This window comes from bacterium (assembly GCA_030697645.1).
In the GTDB taxonomy this organism is placed as follows: Bacteria; Patescibacteriota; Minisyncoccia; order Phycocordibacterales; family VMGT01; genus JAUYPI01.
Map to the genome: position 1 here is coordinate 24,378 of JAUYPI010000015.1, position 16,813 is coordinate 41,190.

The 16,813-nt window shown below is 53.9% G+C and carries 11 protein-coding genes and 1 rRNA gene; 11 read left to right on the plus strand and 1 reads right to left on the minus strand.

The window, feature by feature from the left end:
- Positions 1-132 precede the first annotated feature (132 nt).
- The 7 genes from Q8R39_03575 to Q8R39_03605 all read left to right on the plus strand — a co-directional run bounded on the left by Q8R39_03575 (position 133) and on the right by Q8R39_03605 (position 7,908).
- The gene (locus Q8R39_03575) at positions 133-1,863 is read left to right on the plus strand and encodes a GspE/PulE family protein (protein ID MDP3735479.1); all 1,731 of its coding nucleotides are present in this window, start codon (positions 133-135) and stop codon (positions 1,861-1,863) included.
- 73 nt (positions 1,864-1,936) lie between these two features.
- Positions 1,937-2,326 (plus strand): response regulator, encoded by a 390-nt coding sequence (locus Q8R39_03580; protein ID MDP3735480.1) that lies wholly within the window; start codon positions 1,937-1,939, stop codon positions 2,324-2,326.
- 111 nt (positions 2,327-2,437) lie between these two features.
- On the plus strand, positions 2,438-3,499 hold the full coding sequence (locus Q8R39_03585; protein MDP3735481.1) for a PilT/PilU family type 4a pilus ATPase: 1,062 nt from the start codon (positions 2,438-2,440) through the stop codon (positions 3,497-3,499).
- A gap of 267 nt (positions 3,500-3,766) precedes the next feature.
- Positions 3,767-4,978: a type II secretion system F family protein gene (locus Q8R39_03590; protein MDP3735482.1), complete on the plus strand. Its 1,212-nt coding sequence runs from the start codon at positions 3,767-3,769 to the stop codon at positions 4,976-4,978.
- Positions 4,979-5,105: 127 nt separating this feature from the next.
- Positions 5,106-6,017 (plus strand): protein translocase subunit SecF, encoded by a 912-nt coding sequence (gene secF, locus Q8R39_03595; GenBank protein ID MDP3735483.1) that lies wholly within the window; start codon positions 5,106-5,108, stop codon positions 6,015-6,017.
- 213 nt (positions 6,018-6,230) lie between these two features.
- Positions 6,231-6,836 carry an SIS domain-containing protein gene (locus tag Q8R39_03600; protein ID MDP3735484.1) on the plus strand — a complete coding sequence of 202 codons (606 nt, stop codon included), beginning with the start codon at positions 6,231-6,233 and terminating at the stop codon, positions 6,834-6,836.
- A gap of 73 nt (positions 6,837-6,909) precedes the next feature.
- A complete protein-coding gene (locus Q8R39_03605) occupies positions 6,910-7,908 on the plus strand; it encodes a PfkB family carbohydrate kinase (GenBank protein ID MDP3735485.1) in 999 nt (332 codons plus the stop codon).
- An 83-nt stretch (positions 7,909-7,991) separates the two neighbouring features.
- Here the strand turns inward: Q8R39_03605 and Q8R39_03610 are convergent, their stop codons facing one another.
- Entirely contained in the window at positions 7,992-9,167 is a 1,176-nt protein-coding gene (locus Q8R39_03610) for a hypothetical protein (protein ID MDP3735486.1), read from the minus strand.
- A gap of 258 nt (positions 9,168-9,425) precedes the next feature.
- Between Q8R39_03610 and Q8R39_03615 the strand changes: the two genes are divergently transcribed.
- The 4 genes from Q8R39_03615 to Q8R39_03630 all read left to right on the plus strand — a co-directional run bounded on the left by Q8R39_03615 (position 9,426) and on the right by Q8R39_03630 (position 16,481).
- The gene (locus Q8R39_03615) at positions 9,426-10,775 is read left to right on the plus strand and encodes a glycosyltransferase family 2 protein (protein MDP3735487.1); all 1,350 of its coding nucleotides are present in this window, start codon (positions 9,426-9,428) and stop codon (positions 10,773-10,775) included.
- A 255-nt stretch (positions 10,776-11,030) separates the two neighbouring features.
- On the plus strand, positions 11,031-11,609 hold the full coding sequence (locus tag Q8R39_03620) for a hypothetical protein (GenBank protein MDP3735488.1): 579 nt from the start codon (positions 11,031-11,033) through the stop codon (positions 11,607-11,609).
- A 353-nt stretch (positions 11,610-11,962) separates the two neighbouring features.
- Positions 11,963-14,214 (plus strand): 16S ribosomal RNA (locus tag Q8R39_03625).
- 893 nt (positions 14,215-15,107) lie between these two features.
- On the plus strand, positions 15,108-16,481 hold the full coding sequence (locus Q8R39_03630) for a myxococcus cysteine-rich repeat containing protein (GenBank protein ID MDP3735489.1): 1,374 nt from the start codon (positions 15,108-15,110) through the stop codon (positions 16,479-16,481).
- Positions 16,482-16,813 lie beyond the last annotated feature (332 nt).

A 16,813-nucleotide genomic window follows, 5' to 3' on the forward strand; every position in this document is an offset into this window, starting at 1 on the left:
ACAAATTCCAATGATTCAAATCTCAATCTCGAAACACGCCGGTTTGAGATTTGAGATTTGGAATTTGAGGTTTATTTGGAAGTTGTTTTTTGGAATTTGGAAATTCGTTTTCTTTGCGCTTTTCATTTCTGTATGAGTTACCTTTCAGTATTAGCAGACAAGGGCTTGCTTAACTCAGAGGACCTCGCGGCCCTTGAAGAGGAGATGGTCATCGCGCCCGAGAAGATTGAAGACGGGCTTGTCGCGCGCGGCGTCAGTGCTGAGCAGGTGCTCCGCGCGAAAGGCGGGTACTTCGGACTTCCCGTGCGTTCGATTTCGAACGAGAAAATCCCCGATGAGATATTGAAGTATATTCCACAGGAATCAGCCCGGCACTACCGCGTTCTACCGCTCGCGCTTGCGGACGGCGTCCTTGAGGTCGGCATTGTTGATCCGGAGAATTTCGAGGCACGTGACGCGATTAGTTTCCTCGCGTCAAAAAATCATGTCCCGTTTAAATTTTTTCTCATATCGCGTGATGATTTTGATCGCGCACTGCGTACGTACGAAGGGCTCACCGCCCAGGTTGGGGAGGCACTCGAGGAGTACGAGACCGAGCTTGGCGGCGAGGAAGAGGCGATCAGCAAAGCCGCGGAGGATGTCTCGGGGGCGCCGCTTCCTGGGGGCGAGGTGACGACCATCGAGGAAGCGCCGGTGACGAAAATTGTTGCAACGATCCTTCGCTATGCGATTGAGGGCGGGGCTTCCGACGTCCATATCGAGCCCACGCTCGAGCGCGTACGGGTGCGGTTTCGCGTTGATGGCATTTTGCACACGAGCCTCATTTTGCCGATTAAGGTGCACCGCGCCGTGGTAGCGAGGATCAAGGTGCTCTCGAACATAAAACTTGACGAAAAACGCAGACCGCAGGATGGTCGATTCTCCGCGCGTATCTCGGGGCGCAAGGTCGATTTTCGAGTTTCCTCTTTTCCAGCCTCCGGCGGCGAAAAGGTGGTGCTGCGCATCCTTGATCAGGAACGAGGTGTGAAGACACTCGAGGGGATCGGCATGCGCGACTCGCATCTCTCTCTCGTGCGGCAGGCGCTGAAGATGCCCTATGGCATGATCCTCATCTCCGGTCCGACCGGTTCGGGAAAGTCAACGACGCTCTATGCGATGCTCCAGGAGGTGGATCGCGAGAAGCTGAACGTGGTGAGCCTTGAGGACCCGGTAGAGTACCATATCGATGGCGTCGCGCAGTCGCAGGTGATGCCCGAGATCGGATTTACGTTCGCCTCGGGACTCCGTTCTGTACTGCGACAGGACCCGGATGTCATCATGGTCGGCGAGATTCGCGACCGCGAGACCGCACAGCTTGCGATCCAGGCCGCGCTCACCGGACATATCGTTTTTTCGACGCTTCACACGAACACCGCGGCAGGTGCCATACCGCGACTTATTGATATGGGGGTGGACCCCTATCTTATCGCGCCAACCGTGGTGCTCGTCGTCGCGCAGCGTCTGGTGCGCACACTCTGCGCCGGGGCGGGCCGTGCGGTCGCCATCGACGGTAGCATTAAACTGATGCTTGAGAAGCAGTTTGCCGACATGCCGAATGCGCATCGCGATAGGCTGCCTTTGGGAAAAGAAGTATACGAGGCATCGCCGACCCCCGAGTGCGCTTCGGGCGTGCGGGGACGCACCGCCGTCTTCGAGATGTTTCGTATGACGAAAGAGCTTGAACGGGTGATTCTCGAAACGCCGACCGAGTCGAGTGTCTATCAACATGTGCGCGAGGTGCAAGGGATGCTCACCATGAAAGAGGATGCTATACTGAAGTCATCCGAGCGTATCGTGCCGTTTGAGGAGGTAAATACACTGTGAGCTTGGAGAGTAGAGGGTAGACACGGATAAAACGGCACTGAGTTGCCCGTCCCACTTTCCACTTTCTCGTCACATGAGCGAAAATGAAAAACAAAAAAAGCAACTCCTGCTTATTGATGACGATGAGTTTCTCATTGATATGTACTCCACGAAGTTTACGGGGGCAGGGTTCGCTGTTATGGCGATGCGGAGCGTAGATGAGGCCCTCGGGAAGCTGCGTGAAGGGTACACACCTGCCATTATCCTTCTTGATCTTGTCATGCCCACGGTTGGCGGCATTGCATTTTTGAAAGCGAGGCGAGATGAGCGCCTTGCGCCTGATGCGGTCGTCATTGTGCTCTCAAATCAGAGTGATGAGGCGCGCATCGAGGAGGCGAAGAAGCTTGGGGCGAAGGGATATATTTTGAAAGCGAACACCGTACCGTCGGAGGTATTAGAGCAGGTGCAGGCGCTTGCGGGTTAATTTTCAATGCTCAATTTTCAATCAATTTACAATGGTCCAATTTTCAAACACGACGTCGTTCATCTATTGAAACATTGAAAATTGAAAATTAGAAATTGAAAATTTTCGTCTATGGATTACCACAAAGAATTCGAAAGGCTGGTGGAGATTATCTCGAATGAGAACGCGTCCGATCTCCACCTTGCAGAAGGGCGTAACCCGATCATCCGCGTGGGGAGCTTCCTCGCGCCACTTTTGAAGTGGCCGGCACTCACGCGCGAGAACATGGAAGGCTATATGGGAGTTTTGCTATCGAAGAAGAATGAGGCACGATTCCTTGAAACGCGCGAGGTTGACTTTTCGTTTGGTTTACGCGACGTGATGCGTTTCCGCGGGAACGGGTACATGCAGCGGGGGCTTCTCTCGTTCGCGCTTCGCGTGATCCCGCGCGAAATCCGTACACTTGCGGAGCTCGGCCTTCCGCCGATACTCGAAACATTTGCGGGACGGCGGCAGGGGTTTTTTCTGGTTGTGGGGCCGGTGGGGCAGGGCAAGAGCACGACGCTCGCTTCGATGGTAGAGATCATTAACCGCACCCGCGCCGAGCATATCATCACGATCGAGGATCCAATCGAGTATATCTATGAACCCAAGAAGGCTATTATTGATCAGCGGGAAGTGCGCATTGATACCGGCGACTTCAAAACCGCCCTCCAATCAACATTCCGCCAGGATGTCAATGTGATTCTCGTCGGGGAGATGCGCGATCCTGAGACCATGGCGACGGCAGTGACCGCGGCGGAGACGGGACACCTCGTTTTCTCGACGCTCCACACGAATAATGCTTCACAGACCGTGGATCGCATCATTGACTCATTCCCAGCGACCCAGCAGGAGCAAATCCGCACACAGCTTGCAGGATCGCTCCTCGGCATATTCTCGCAGCGGCTCCTGCCGCGGATCGCGGGCGGGCTCTCTCCGGCCTATGAGCTTCTCGTGAATACCCCCGCGACTGCGAATCTCATCCGTGAGGGGCGGACCCATGAACTGCCCTCGGCCCTCGAGACCGGTTCCGAGCATGGGATGGTGGCGCTCAACCGCTCGCTCGCCGAACTCGTTGGCGCGGGAGAGATCTCGGTGGAGGATGCCTATACGCATTCGTATAATCCGCAGGCGTTGGAGAAGATGCTCTAAAACGAAATTGCTCGACCTGTCACCTGTCGAGGCGGCATGGTTCAAGGTTGCCTGGAGGAGTGCCGGCACGAGAAATTTTCAATTTCCAATTTTCAATTTCCAATCAATTTTTAATTACTCAATTTTCAAACACGTCGTCGCCATTGAGTCATTGAAGCATTGAAAATTTATTGAAAATTGCTCATTGAAAATTGAAAATTAAAAATGTCTGCCTTTGGTTTCCCCCTTTAGCATTTCTTGCGATTGTCTAGGATTTTTGATACTGGTATGCTTTTTCGATACACTGCCTATGACGCGGCTGGTCAGGAGTGCTCGGGCGAAATTGAGGCCGTGAGTGCGGATATTGCGGTCGGCACACTCCAACACCGCGGGCTTGTGATCGCCTCCCTTGAGGAGGCGGCGGGTGGCGGGGGGCTTTTTGCGGCGAAGCTCACATTTTTCGACCGCGTTACCACCAAGGACCTCGTGATTCTCTCGCGGCAGATCGCGACTCTCTTCGAGGCGCGGATATCTGCGCTCCGTATATTTCAGATGCTCGCATCGGACGCGGAGAAGCCGATCCTCCAGCGGATATTAGGGCAGATTGTTTCTGACATCCAGGGTGGCAGCTCCCTGTCCATGGCACTGGGGAAACACCCACGGGTGTTTTCGGCGTTTTATATCAATATGGTCGCCGCTGGCGAGGAATCAGGGAAGATTAACGATGTCTTCATGTACCTCGCGGATTATTTTGACCGCTACTACCAGGTCACGGCAAAGATTCGCGGCGCGATGGTGTACCCTGCGTTCATTCTCACCGCCTTCGTGGGCGTGATGGTGCTCCTTCTGACGCAGGTCATCCCGCAGCTTGCGGACGTGCTGCGCGAGGCAGGGCAGGGAGTGCCTATCTACACACGGGTCGTTATCGGCATGAGCACCCTACTCGTTGACTACGGCGTGTTCGTGGCGGCTGGCGTGATTGGGCTTGGGTTTGCGCTCTGGCGGTATCGTGCCGCAGAGGGCGGCCGTGTGGCGTTTGACCGTCTTGAGATATCGGTCCCTATTTTTGGGCGTCTTTTCAAACTCCTCTATCTCTCGCGCATCGCTGACAATCTCCATACCATGCTTGCCGCGGGCGTCCCCATGGTGCGCGTGCTCGAGGTCTCATCATCGGTCGTCGACAACGTGGTCTACGAGACGATTCTCAAGGACGTCGTCGAGGCGGTGCGCGGCGGCGCGTCGGTCTCGGAGTCCTTCGGCCGCTACGAGGAGATACCCGGCATCATGGTGCAGATGATCAAGGTCGGCGAGGAGGCGGGAGAGGTAGGCACCATCCTGAAGACACTTGCGGTATTTTATCAGCGCGAAGTGAATAGCGCCGTCGACAGCTTGATTTCGCTTATTGAGCCGGCACTGGTCATGATCCTCGGCGGCGGCGTCGGCATCGTTGTTGCATCGGTGCTGATACCCATTTACAATATCGCGACGAGTATACAGTAGAAGTCAATTTCCAATTTCCAAATTTTCAAATCTCAAACACGGAAAACGTTCGGGTTTGGAAATTGGAGCTTTGAGATTTGGAGATTGTTTGGAAATTGTAAATTTGGAACTTGGAAATTCGAGTCTTATGTTCGTTATTCGCCACAAGTTATTTTTCATCATTTTTTCCACTACGCTCGTGGTGCTCTCGCTCGCGGCTGCGGCGATTTTTGGCGTGCGGCTCTCGATTGATTTTACCGGCGGGACGCTCGTCGAGGTGAGCTATCCGGGCGGGAGGCCTTCTGTCGCGGAGTTTGAGGAGCGCTTGGGCGTGCTTGTGCTCGACAATTTTTTGCTCCAGCCGGCAGGCGAGGGTGGCTACATACTGCGAACGAGGGAAATTCGGTCCGACGAGCGCGCGGCGCTCTTTGATGCGCTTTCATTCGGTGGCTCGCGCGAGGTCCGCGAGGAGCGATTTAGCGCGATTGGCCCTGCGGTTGGTGAGGAACTCAAGCGAAAGAGTGTCGTCGCGCTTGCGGTCGTCCTCGGCATGATTATTCTTTTCGTCGCGTGGGCGTTCCGCAGAGTATCAAAGCCGGTGCCGTCATGGAAGTATGGCACGGTGGCGGTGCTCACTCTTTTCCACGATATCACCATCCCCATGGGTGTATTCGTGGTGCTTGGCAGGTTTGCTGGCGTTGAGATCGATATTCTTTTTGTTACCGCGCTGCTCGCCATCCTCGGGTATTCGGTGAGCGACACGATTGTCATCTTTGATCGCATTCGCGAGAACCTGTTACATAACGAGGAGTACCGCGTGCGGGAGGAGTTCGCCGCGACGGTGGGCAAGAGCCTTGAGCAGACGTATGTACGCTCGATCAACCTTTCCATCACGACCGCGCTCGTGCTTGCGGCGCTTCTTGTCTTTGGCTCAAGCGCTCTGTGGCACTTCGCGCTGGTACTCATGATCGGCGTCGTCGCCGGCAGCTACTCATCAATCTTCCTCGCGAGCCCACTCCTCGTCGTGCTTCGAGGCCGAGCGCAAGAAAAGAAAACGTAACTCACCTATACCGTCGCGGCTTGCTCGGCGGTTCGTGATTAAATTTTTGCATTTGCAATAACTCTGCGATCGCAGAGTTATTGCAAATGCCACAAGTGACCACGCGTTGCTTTTCGCGTTTGCTTTTAGAGAGCGCAGCTGCTACTCTGCCTCATAGGTTGACCTTTTTTAAGATATATACGAGCCGAAACAACGAGACGAGGAGGAGAGCCCATGGGACAGTTGGCGTGGAATTGCCAGTTTTTTCAGTACCTGCAACAGATCGATCAGCTCGCCGAGAAAATGCGGAACGATAAGGAGCTGGTTCGAAGCGTTGAGCATGCAACCCAGTGCCTGATTTCTACCCTGGGCACTGGCCACAAGATCCTCATTGCCGGCAATGGCGGCAGCGCGGCGCATGCGCAGCACTTTGCGGCCGAGCTCGTGGGTCGCTTTGCGAGGGCGCGACGGGCGCTGCCAGCACTCGCGCTCACGACCGACACCTCGATCATCACGGCGTGGAGCAATGATTTTTCGTTTGAGGATGTGTTTGCGCGGCAGATCGAGGCGCTTGGCGCACAACGCGATATTTTTCTCGCCCTCTCAACGAGCGGTAATTCTTCGAACGTGATAGTCGCACAGAACGCGGCAAAGTTGCGAGGCCTTAGGATGCTGTGCCTTTTGGGCAAAGGCGGCGGCAAGCTTCTCGAAGCGTGTGAGCTCGAAGACTGTATTGTCGTGCCGTCGGACAACACGCAGCTTATCCAGGATGCGCATCAGTGGATTTTGCATCATTGGTGCGCGGCAATTGATGAGGCGTTCTCGTCGATGGAGCGGTAGGATGATTGCGCGGCTACTGCGGGACATCCGATGTCCCGCAGTTCTGTAAACCGGAAAAAACAAAAGGGGCGAAATGATGAATAGCGGTGCGCAGGGGTTGAGAGACATTGTTCTATCCTGGCAGGGCAAGCGCATCGGGGTGATCGGCGACGTGATGCTCGACCACTATATTGAGGGCGAGGTCACAAGAATTTCCCCCGAGGCACCGGTGCCGATCGTGAACGTCAAGCGGGAGTGGTATGCCCCTGGCGGTGCGGCGAATGTTGCGGCGAATATCGCCTCACTCGGCGGGGAAGTTGAGCTCAGTGGCGTGATCGGCGTTGATGAGGCGGGGGACCAGCTGGTGCGTGAGCTTAAAAAGCGCGGTGTGAGTTTTCGCGCTACGTGTTTCCCCGACCGTCCCACAACGGAGAAGACCAGGATTCTGGTAGGCAATCAACAGTTGGTGCGCATTGATCGAGAAGCGTGTACATCAGTTGATTCCGGGCGTATGCAGCAACTATGGAATGAGCTCGTGGATTGGAAGCAGGCGTGGGACGTGGTTGTAATTTCTGACTACGCGAAGGGCGTTCTCGCCACGGGTCTCCCTCCGCACATCATTGAATGTGCGCGTCGGCGTCAGAAGCCAGTCATCGGCGATGCGAAACCACAGAACATCAGGGCGTTTTATGGCGCCACGGTTTTAATGCCGAACGAATTGGAGATGCGCGCCGTTTTAGAGGGGCTGCATGTCGAGAATTATTGCGCTGCTGCAAAGACGCTCGAGACTTTATTTTTGGTGACACTTGGCGAGAAAGGTATGGTGTCTGCTGACGCGGAGTCGATAGAGGAGTATCCGACGATACCACGCGATGTGTCCGATAATGTCGGCGCGGGCGATACTGCGACAGCGGCAGTTGCGCTTGCACTTGCCTTTGGTACCGCGATTCCTGACGCCGCTCGAATCGCAAACGCCGCCGCTGGTGTCGTCGTCGGCAAGCGTGGCACGGCAACGGTCTCGACCGATGAGCTGCTTGCGGCGCTTGATGAGATGGGCGTGCATGAAATGCACCCGCCGTCTCGGCCGTCGTGAGGCGGCGAAAAATCGTCCTCCAAGCCTGTAAAACGTTACGGGGCAGCTTCTTATTCTAAGAAGCTGCCCCCCTTTTTCGATCTTTACGCGAGGAGCTCAGCGAAGCGACGCCTGTCTTCTATATGCTGCCGAAGGTATTGCATGTAGGGAGTTCCGCCCGTCCCGACATCAGATCGGTTGTATGCACTCGAGTGCGCCGTCTGATCCTGAATGTAACGTTGCGGATAGCCGAAGTGTATTTCGGAAAATTCCACCATGAGCATCAGAGAGCGATGGAGTTCCTCGCACAGTGCCGGGTACGTCCTCTGGCAGCCAAGCGCGTAGAGGAGGAGCGATTCGTCTCCTTGTTGGGTCAGAATGGCGAGATCCTTGAGATACTGCCGATGGTGCGATGGCATATAATTTGGCATGTCCCGCAAATACTCAGCGAATGCTCCGTCAGTTCGGTGCGGGATGCCAAAAGCGCAGTCGAGAGCAGGAACGATGAGACTTTGTGATCCGCTCTCGCCCCAGAAATCCTGCGGTACGTCATCCCAAAAACCGCTGTAGATGACGGGGTGCAGGCGGAAACCCTGGATGTACGGACGCACCATGCTGAAATACGCTCCCGGATTACAGTGCTCGGGCATGCGTCTGAGGTGCGCATTCATTTTTTCGAGGATCCCTGCGCATTCCCTCAAGAGTGTAATCATCCTTACTGCGTCATCGGCAATCCGCGCGTGGTGGAGTTCGGCGAGGAGCGACGGGATCCGTGCGGCAGACGCTTCAATGGCAACATGGATTGCGTTAAACCATCTGGCATCTTCTGTGCGCAGAAAATACTGCTGCAGTTCGATGTTGTCCGGCTCCAGTTTTCCGTCCGGATCAATGAGCTCCCAGTTCCAGAGCAGGAACGGCGCGTAGGAGAGAATGGACTTCATGCCGAGACGCCTCGCAAGGTAGACGAGGACTGCTGAGAGCGGTGACTTGATGGACGCCGTCGGAGGCGTCGCACCCCATACCCACGCGGCTCCGAGAAATGTTGCCGTGCGGAATAAAAGACGCGCCTGTGCCGGCGGCATCGGTTTCTCCAATGCTTTCTTCGTTATCGCAAGTCGTGCGATTTCGTCGCACGCGGTGCCGCGGAGGAGGAGCTCGGGAAGGCGTTGTGCAACTTCGAGCCATTCGTCGAACGGCGGTTGTAGGCTATCGGCGCATCGCTGAAGGCAGCCAAGCTCTGTGTCGATACCGTAGAGTTCCGAGAAGATTTTGTGATCCACTGGCTACTCCTTTAAGGAAGAGTGGTTATTGTCGGGTGGGGAACAGACGCTCACCATATGCTAGCGATTCTTGTTTTTTTTGTCAATCATAGGACATACGGTCGGCGATCAGGACACGTGTAACGATGGCACTTGATCGCCTCGAAATAGAGGCGGTCGTAGAGGAAGTTGCGAACATGATCTTCGGCGGTCACCTGGACGTTGCTCTCGCCCGTGCAGTGGTTGACCTCTCGTTTGTTTTCGTCTATAAAACTGGAGATGACTTCCAGCTTAAAATACGTAGTCAAGACCGCTGCATTTCTCGCGGTGCCGTATGCTCTGACTGCTGCGATTATCTATCTTGCGTTCTCAACGACCTATAGGCCGATTGAGGAATACAGGATTGTTCGGTTCGTCGTTGTCCTCTTCTTCGTGCCGGTAGTCTTGAAGTATGCGCTTCACCTACTTGTTGCACCGTTTTATCCCGTGGTCGAGTCCTCTCAGGCAAGACGATTACGATCCGCCATGCTGTCGGTGTCCGTGCTTATACCAGCGTATAACGAAGAGGTTGGCATACAAACGACGCTGCGATCAGTGCTTGCCACCGCGTACCCACATCTCGAGATCATTGTCATCAACGATGGATCAACCGATCGCACACACCGCCTTGTCGTGGACTTTATTCGACACCAGAGGAAGACACAGTCGTCTCCAGCCACGATACGATACCGCCAGATAGTAAACGGCGGCAAGGCGCGCGCACTAAACGTCGGCCTATCCATGGCACACGGCGATATCGTCATTACGATTGACGCCGACAGTGTCATGGGCAAGGACGCCATAGTCAACATGGTGCGGCGCTTTACGCACTCGCGAGTGGCGTCTGTCGCCGGCAACGTTGCCATAGGCAACAAGCATGGTCTTCTCGGACTGGTTCAGCAGCTCGAATATCTCTACGGATTTTATTTCAAGCGTGCGGATGCGCTTTTGAACGCAGTCTATATCGTCGGCGGCGCTGCAGCTGCGTATCGTCGGGATGTGATTGAGGCACTCGGCGGATTCGACGAGCACACTATCACAGAAGATATCGAGCTTTCCACACGTCTGCAAGATCACGGCTATATGGTTCGCTACGCTGCAGACGCGTGTGTGCTGACCGAGGGGCCCGAAACGTTTTCCGGGCTCTGTCGGCAGCGATTGCGTTGGAAGTTTGGCCGGCTGGTGACGTTCTATAGATACCGCCACCTCTTTTTCAGCACTGATCATCACCATAGTTTTTTCCTAAGCTTTGTGATTCTCCCGATGGCGCTGTTTGCGGAGTTTCTTCTCTTGCTCCAGGGCGCCCTGCTAACAATCTTTTATATCTATATAGTGCGCACGAACGACTTTATTCCACTCATGGTCGTGATTATACTGCTGACGTGTATCATTATCTGGCAAATTTTGTCGGATACCCAGTCGCGCTACCATCGGAATCTGTTTTTGCTCGCCCCAGTCGCGTGGTTCCTTTTTTATCTGCTAGATATCGTAGAATACCAGGCGTTGATTCGGAGCATGTGGAATCTCCACCGTCGACGGCGTCCTTTGTGGCAGAGATGGAATCGTGTCGGCGTTTTCAGCGCGACGTAAGCCCTTCTTCTTCCTGTGTGCGTGTCGCCGTCCTTGCACACCACAGGTTGTCGTGGTCACCCCAGCTGCATCGGCTATAGTGGCGAGCATGACATGCGCCCACCATGAGCGATCTTTACTACGTTAACCGCCCATGCGCATGACGCGCATGGGCGCCGCTCTGTCCGTTTTCTACATTGGCCAGTCTTTGCGTTCGAGCGCGCCCACGGTACAATGATTCGTGGACTGTATTGGGTATCCTACAAGGAGGTGAAAATGGCAAAGATCCAAAATAGAGTGATGCGCTCGGTCGTGGGCGCATTTTCTCATGGGGTCGGAAAATATAGCGAAGAAAAGGAGTGCGGCGAGGCGATACACTGGACTCGGAGTGGTGGAAGTATTGGCCGTGAAAGGCGTCGCGCCTACTACCGGCTGCTCGAGAATTATGCGCAGGATTACTGCCTCTGGGCGCGGGAGCATGTCGTCGTCCTGCTTCGAAAAAAGTTCGTATTTTACCAAATGCCGGGTGGGGTGACGGAGAGTAGCGGCTGTTTTGCCTCGGAGGCGGTTCAGGACTTTTGCGTGTTCGCTTGGAATGCGCTCGCTGGTTTGCGTCTTCTGTGCAACCCGCGTCGACTGCTCTCTATAGACAAGAGCGTAGGAGCACGCATGCTCGAGCAGGCTCTTGCCGGCCTGAAGACGCTCTTTGAGCTCTGCCGACCGCTTCTCACCGGCGAGGCACTGCGACGTGTTTTTCGCAAATTTCGTCTCTGGTGGCACGAGTGGTGCGTACACGTGAGAGGCCTGCGCGAGCTCATCCGTATATACTGGCCTCCATCATCCTCCGGCTCGTGATAGTAAACCCGCCCGCGCATTTTTTGTGCGGGCGGGCAAACATTTGTGCACGACCGATTTTTCCTCCACTGGTTTAGGGTTGAGCATGTCTGGAGCGTGAACATCTTTGCCGAAAATACCACCGTCGCCCGCTCACTACAAAAGTGGCCTTGACCGCGCGCGGGGCTTCGGCTATAGTAGCTAGGCGGTGTCTTCAAGGCATGCGCGCGAGAGTTCTTTGACAACAGAATAAGCATACACACAAGACAAAGCAAAAACAAAACGTCTATTCCTTAAAAAAACAGAGAGCAGAAGAAGTTGTTCCTTCTTTTGTTCCGTCCACAAATAGGGAGGTTGGAGATACTCCAACTTCTATAATTTAGAGTTTGATCCTGGCTCAGGATGAACGCTGGCGGCGTGGATAAGGCATGCAAGTCATACGGGCCGCACCTCATTGCATTCGGTGCGGAATTTTCAATTTTCAATTTTACAATTTTCAAATAATTTCCAATGATTAAATTTCCAATTTCCAAACACGACGTCGTCGGCGTTTGAAAATTGACCCATTGAAAATTTATTGAAAATTGAAAATTGATAATTGAAAATTCCGCCGCACCGAGTGTGGCGAGGTGCGGCTAGTGGCGAACGAGGCAGTAATACGCAGGAACGTACCCTGGAGACGGGCATAACCAGCCGAAAGGTTGGCTAATTCCCGATGGTCCGAGCACATATTTTTGGAGAAAAACAAAAGGCGCATCCTGTACCTGTATAGATACTTTGGATGCGCCCTGCAACATTGAGCGGTTTCTAGAGGAACAGGAAAGTAGCAATCATTACGGCGATGATACCGACTAAGACCCAAGACATCCAACGAAGCTGACTTGGGCCATAGTCTATTCTTCCGCTCTGTCCTCTCGCGATTTTCATGACGACCTCCTTTTTCGCTGAAGAAAGAAAAGCATAGGGGTCTATATATTGTCAAGTATCTTACTTGGCTTCCAAAAATATGTGCTCGGTAAAGGAGCAATCTGCTCCGGGAGCGGCCTGCGGGCTATCAGCTAGTTGGTGGGGTAACGGCCTACCAAGGCTCTGACGGCTAGGGGGGGTGAGAGCCCGATCCCCGCCGATGACACTGCGACACGGGTCATACACCTACGGGTGGCAGCAGCCGAGAATATTCGACAATGGGCGAAAGCCTGATCGAGCGACGCCGCGTGGTGGATGAAGCACTTCGGTGCGTAAACACCTTTTATGAGGGAAGAAGTTCGCCGCACCTCATTGCATTCGGTGCGGACATTTCGATATATCGAAATTTCGAAATATCGAAATGTCCGCCGCACCGAGTGCAGCGAGGTGCGGCGGATTGACGGTACCTCATGAATAAGGGGCTCCTAATCACGTGCCAGCAGGAGCGGTAATACGTGAGCCCCAAGCGTTATCCGGAATCACTGGGCGTAAAGGGTGTGTAGGCGGCCGCGTTAGTCCTCCGTTAAATCCCACGGCTCAACCGTGGAGCTGCGGAGGATACGGCGCGGCTTGAGGGCGCGAGAGGTGTGCGGAACTCACGGTGTAGGGGTGAAATCCGTTGATATCGTGGGGAACACCAAAAGCGAAGGCAGCACACTGGCGCGCCCCTGACGCTGAAACACGAAAGCGTGGGTAGCGAAGCAGATTAGATACCTGCGTAGTCCACGCCCTAAACTCTGTCCGCTAGCTTTTCGGAGTATCGACCCTCTGGGAGGCGAAGCTAACGCGTTAAGCGGACCGCCTGGGAACTACGGCCGCAAGGCTAAAACTCAAAGGAATAGACGGGGACCAGCACAAGCGGTGGATCATGTGGTTCAATTCGATGGTAAACGAAGAACCTCACCAGGGCTTGAAATCCAGATGAACTCGCCTCGAAAGGGGTGCGGCCTTCACAAGAGGCATCTGGACAGGTGCTGCATGGTTGTCGTCAGTTCGTGGCTTAAGTTGTTCCCTTTAGTGGGGTAACGAACGCAACCCCCGTCGCCTGTTATACGTGTCAGGCGAGACTGCCCAGCCCAAAGTGCGGCTCACTTCGGTTCGCCGCAGAATCAAGAAGTATGAAGTATGAAGTATGGAAATGTACGAAGAAAAACCATAATTCATGATTCATAATTCTTGCTTCTGCATCGAGCGGAGCGAGATGCATTTCGGGCTGGGAGGAAGGCGGGGATGACGCCAAATCAGCATGGCCCTCTGACGCCCTGGGCTACACACGTGATACAATGGCCGGTACAACGGGTCGCGACGGGGTAACCCTGAGCCAATCCTTATAAAGCCGGCCTCAGTTCGGATTGAGGTCTGCAACTCGACCTCATGAAGCTGGAATCGCTAGTAATCGCAGGTCAGCTATACTGCGGTGAATACGTTCTCTGGTCTTGTACTCACCGCCCGTCATGCTAAGGGAGCCGGGAATACCCGAAACCCCGCCCTTTGCTCGCGGAGCAAAGGGCGGGATATATCGAAATTTTGAAATATCGATATGTCCCGCCCTTTGTTCACTTCGTGAACAAAGGGCGGGGTTACGGTAAGCTCGGTGACAGGAGCAAAGTCGTTGAGACATACTGTCTTGTTGCGACCTATGTGAGCGATCACATAGTAAAACCCAACTGATATCGGTGAACCCCAGCGTACACAATTCACAATTTCTAATTTCAATTTTGAATTAGTCATTGAGAATTCGTAGTTGCGCCAGCTGGGCAATACCGAGGGAAGCCCACTAGGAGCTAGTTTTTTAACTGGTAACTAGTTGCGGCCCCGTAGAGACTTCCTGCACTTTTCTAGAAGTAGAAGGCGCAGGGGATGGCGTTGAAAAATTCACGCTATAAAACGTTGGCCCCAGCCGTAAAGTTTCCTAAAGAAACATTACGGCTGGGTGAAGATATAGTCCGTGCCTCAATGTAAATTGAGGGTAACACATGAACAAGGCACCGGTAGCGGAAGCTGTTGGTGGAATCATTCCTAGATCCCGTCCCAAGGCGCGTAAAGCGCGCCATGTTTAAATATTTAAATGTTTAAACATGGCCAAAATTCGCTTTGCGAATTTTGGCGAGGACTGATCAGGTCGGTCCGAGGGTGGAAGTTTTTCTTCCATTCCTCGGAATCATGCTGTGGCTGTCAGCTAAACCAGCTAGCGGAGTTAGATGCAAATTTAGCTTCCAACCGTGGACGGAACAAAAGAGGGAACAAAAAACACTCAAAAAACCGCTCAATCGAGCGGTTTTTTGCTTCGCAGCGAATAGCCGAAAGATTTTTATTGCACGTTAAAAAATCATGCTAGTCAAGTAGTATCTTGGTTGACAATCGTACATTCTCCTGTAAGCTATTGAAGTTGCCTAGATTTAGGCATCGAGATTAAACCTCTCTTTATATGGGAGGTTTTGTTTGTTCTTTGTTAACGGAAAGGAGGTGATGCCTATGTGGGTTTCGTGAGAGATACAAGGGTTTTTCCCGAGTTTTTCAACTGATGACAAACGGAAATGAAAGGGAAGATTCATGGTTTCGAAATTAAAGTTCTTGGTCGCAGTATTGCTGATGATTGGTCTTGGTCTGCCCATGTCTATGGTGGCAGCCCCGGCGCCAGATGCAGTGTCTGTCCTTATTTTGGACAGCACAGTAAGCGGAGGGGCTCTATCGCGTGAGGCAGTACTCGCTGCCGCGAACGGGTTCACAGTGGTAGTTGACAGCGCCGCGGCCTGGGGCGCGAGAACTATGGCTGAATTCGCGACCTTTAGGGCGATCATTCTCGGTGATGCGACGTGCACGGGCGTTGGCGCGGTGGCCGCCGCCGAAGCAAACAAGGCAGTGTGGGGGCCAGCGATAGATGGCAACGTGATTATCAACGGTACGGACCCGGTATTTCACCAGGGCCAAGGCGGGGATGCGCTTACCGAAGGCAGCATTAAGTTTGCGGCTGATGAGCCAACTAAGACAGGCGCCTACATCAGTCTGAGCTGCTATTATGCCGGTGCAGCCTCTGGCACACCCGCGCCTGTGTTGGATCCTTTTGGCAGTTTTACGGTCGTTGGTCAGGGTGGATGCCCCGCAGATTCGCACATCGTGGCAGTGCACCCGGCGCTTGCTGGGATTACTGATGCCAGCCTGTCAAACTGGGGTTGTTCTACCCACAACGGGTTTGTGACGTATCCGGCGGACTTCCTCGTTCTTGCTATTTCCGAGGATATCCCTTCAACCTATGTGGCGCCTGATGGATCGACTGGCGCCCCCTATATTCTCGCGCGTGGTGAGACGCTCTCGCCGATTCTGTGCGGGAACGGGATTCTGGAGATGACCGAGGAGTGCGACGACGGTAACGTTGTCAACGGAGATGGATGTTCTGCCCAGTGCAAGATTGAGGTCTATGTACCTGCGTGCGGGAACGGAATCCTTGATTCAGGCGAGCAGTGCGACGACGGAAACCTGCTGAATGGGGACGGATGTTCGGATGTCTGTAAGTTCGAGAACCAAGACCCCGATTGTAAGAGCGCGTATCCTGATCCGGCGACCCTTTGGCCACCGAATCATAAGTACGTGACCGTTTCTGTTCTCGGTGTCACGGATCCTGACGGCGATGCAGTCGTTGTCATGGTGAACAGCGTGACGCAGGACGAGCCAGTAAATGGTCTCGGTGACGGCGACACCTCGCCCGATGCCGTGATTAATTCTGACGGTACAGTCAAGGTTCGCGCCGAACGCTCCGGAACCCCAAAGGTACCAGGTGATGGACGAGTCTATCACATTGGTTTCATGGCGGAAGACGGCATGGGCGGCAAGTGCGCCGGGACTGTCTTAGTGTGCGTGCCCCACGACATGGGACAGGGCAGCGTCTGTGTAGACGGCGGACCGCTGTATGACTCGCTCATGCCGTAGTAGTTAACCCTCCTTCCGTAATTTTGTAAGGCCGCCTCATCCTCTGAGGCATGGCAAACGGCCCGAGCTTATACCTTGCTCGGGCCGTTTCCTTTTGTCCAATTGTCCAACGATTAAAAATCGCTCCGTTGAGCGGTTTTTTGCGTCGCGTTTAATCGAAGGAGGATTTTAATCGCACATTAAATAATCATAGCAGTCAAGTATTACTTGTGTTGACAAACGTACATCCTCCTGTAAGCTATGGAAGTTGCCTAGTTTTAGGCATCGGTATCAAACCTCTCTTTATGGGAGGTCTTGTTTGTTCTTTGTTAACGGAAAGGAGGTGGTGCATT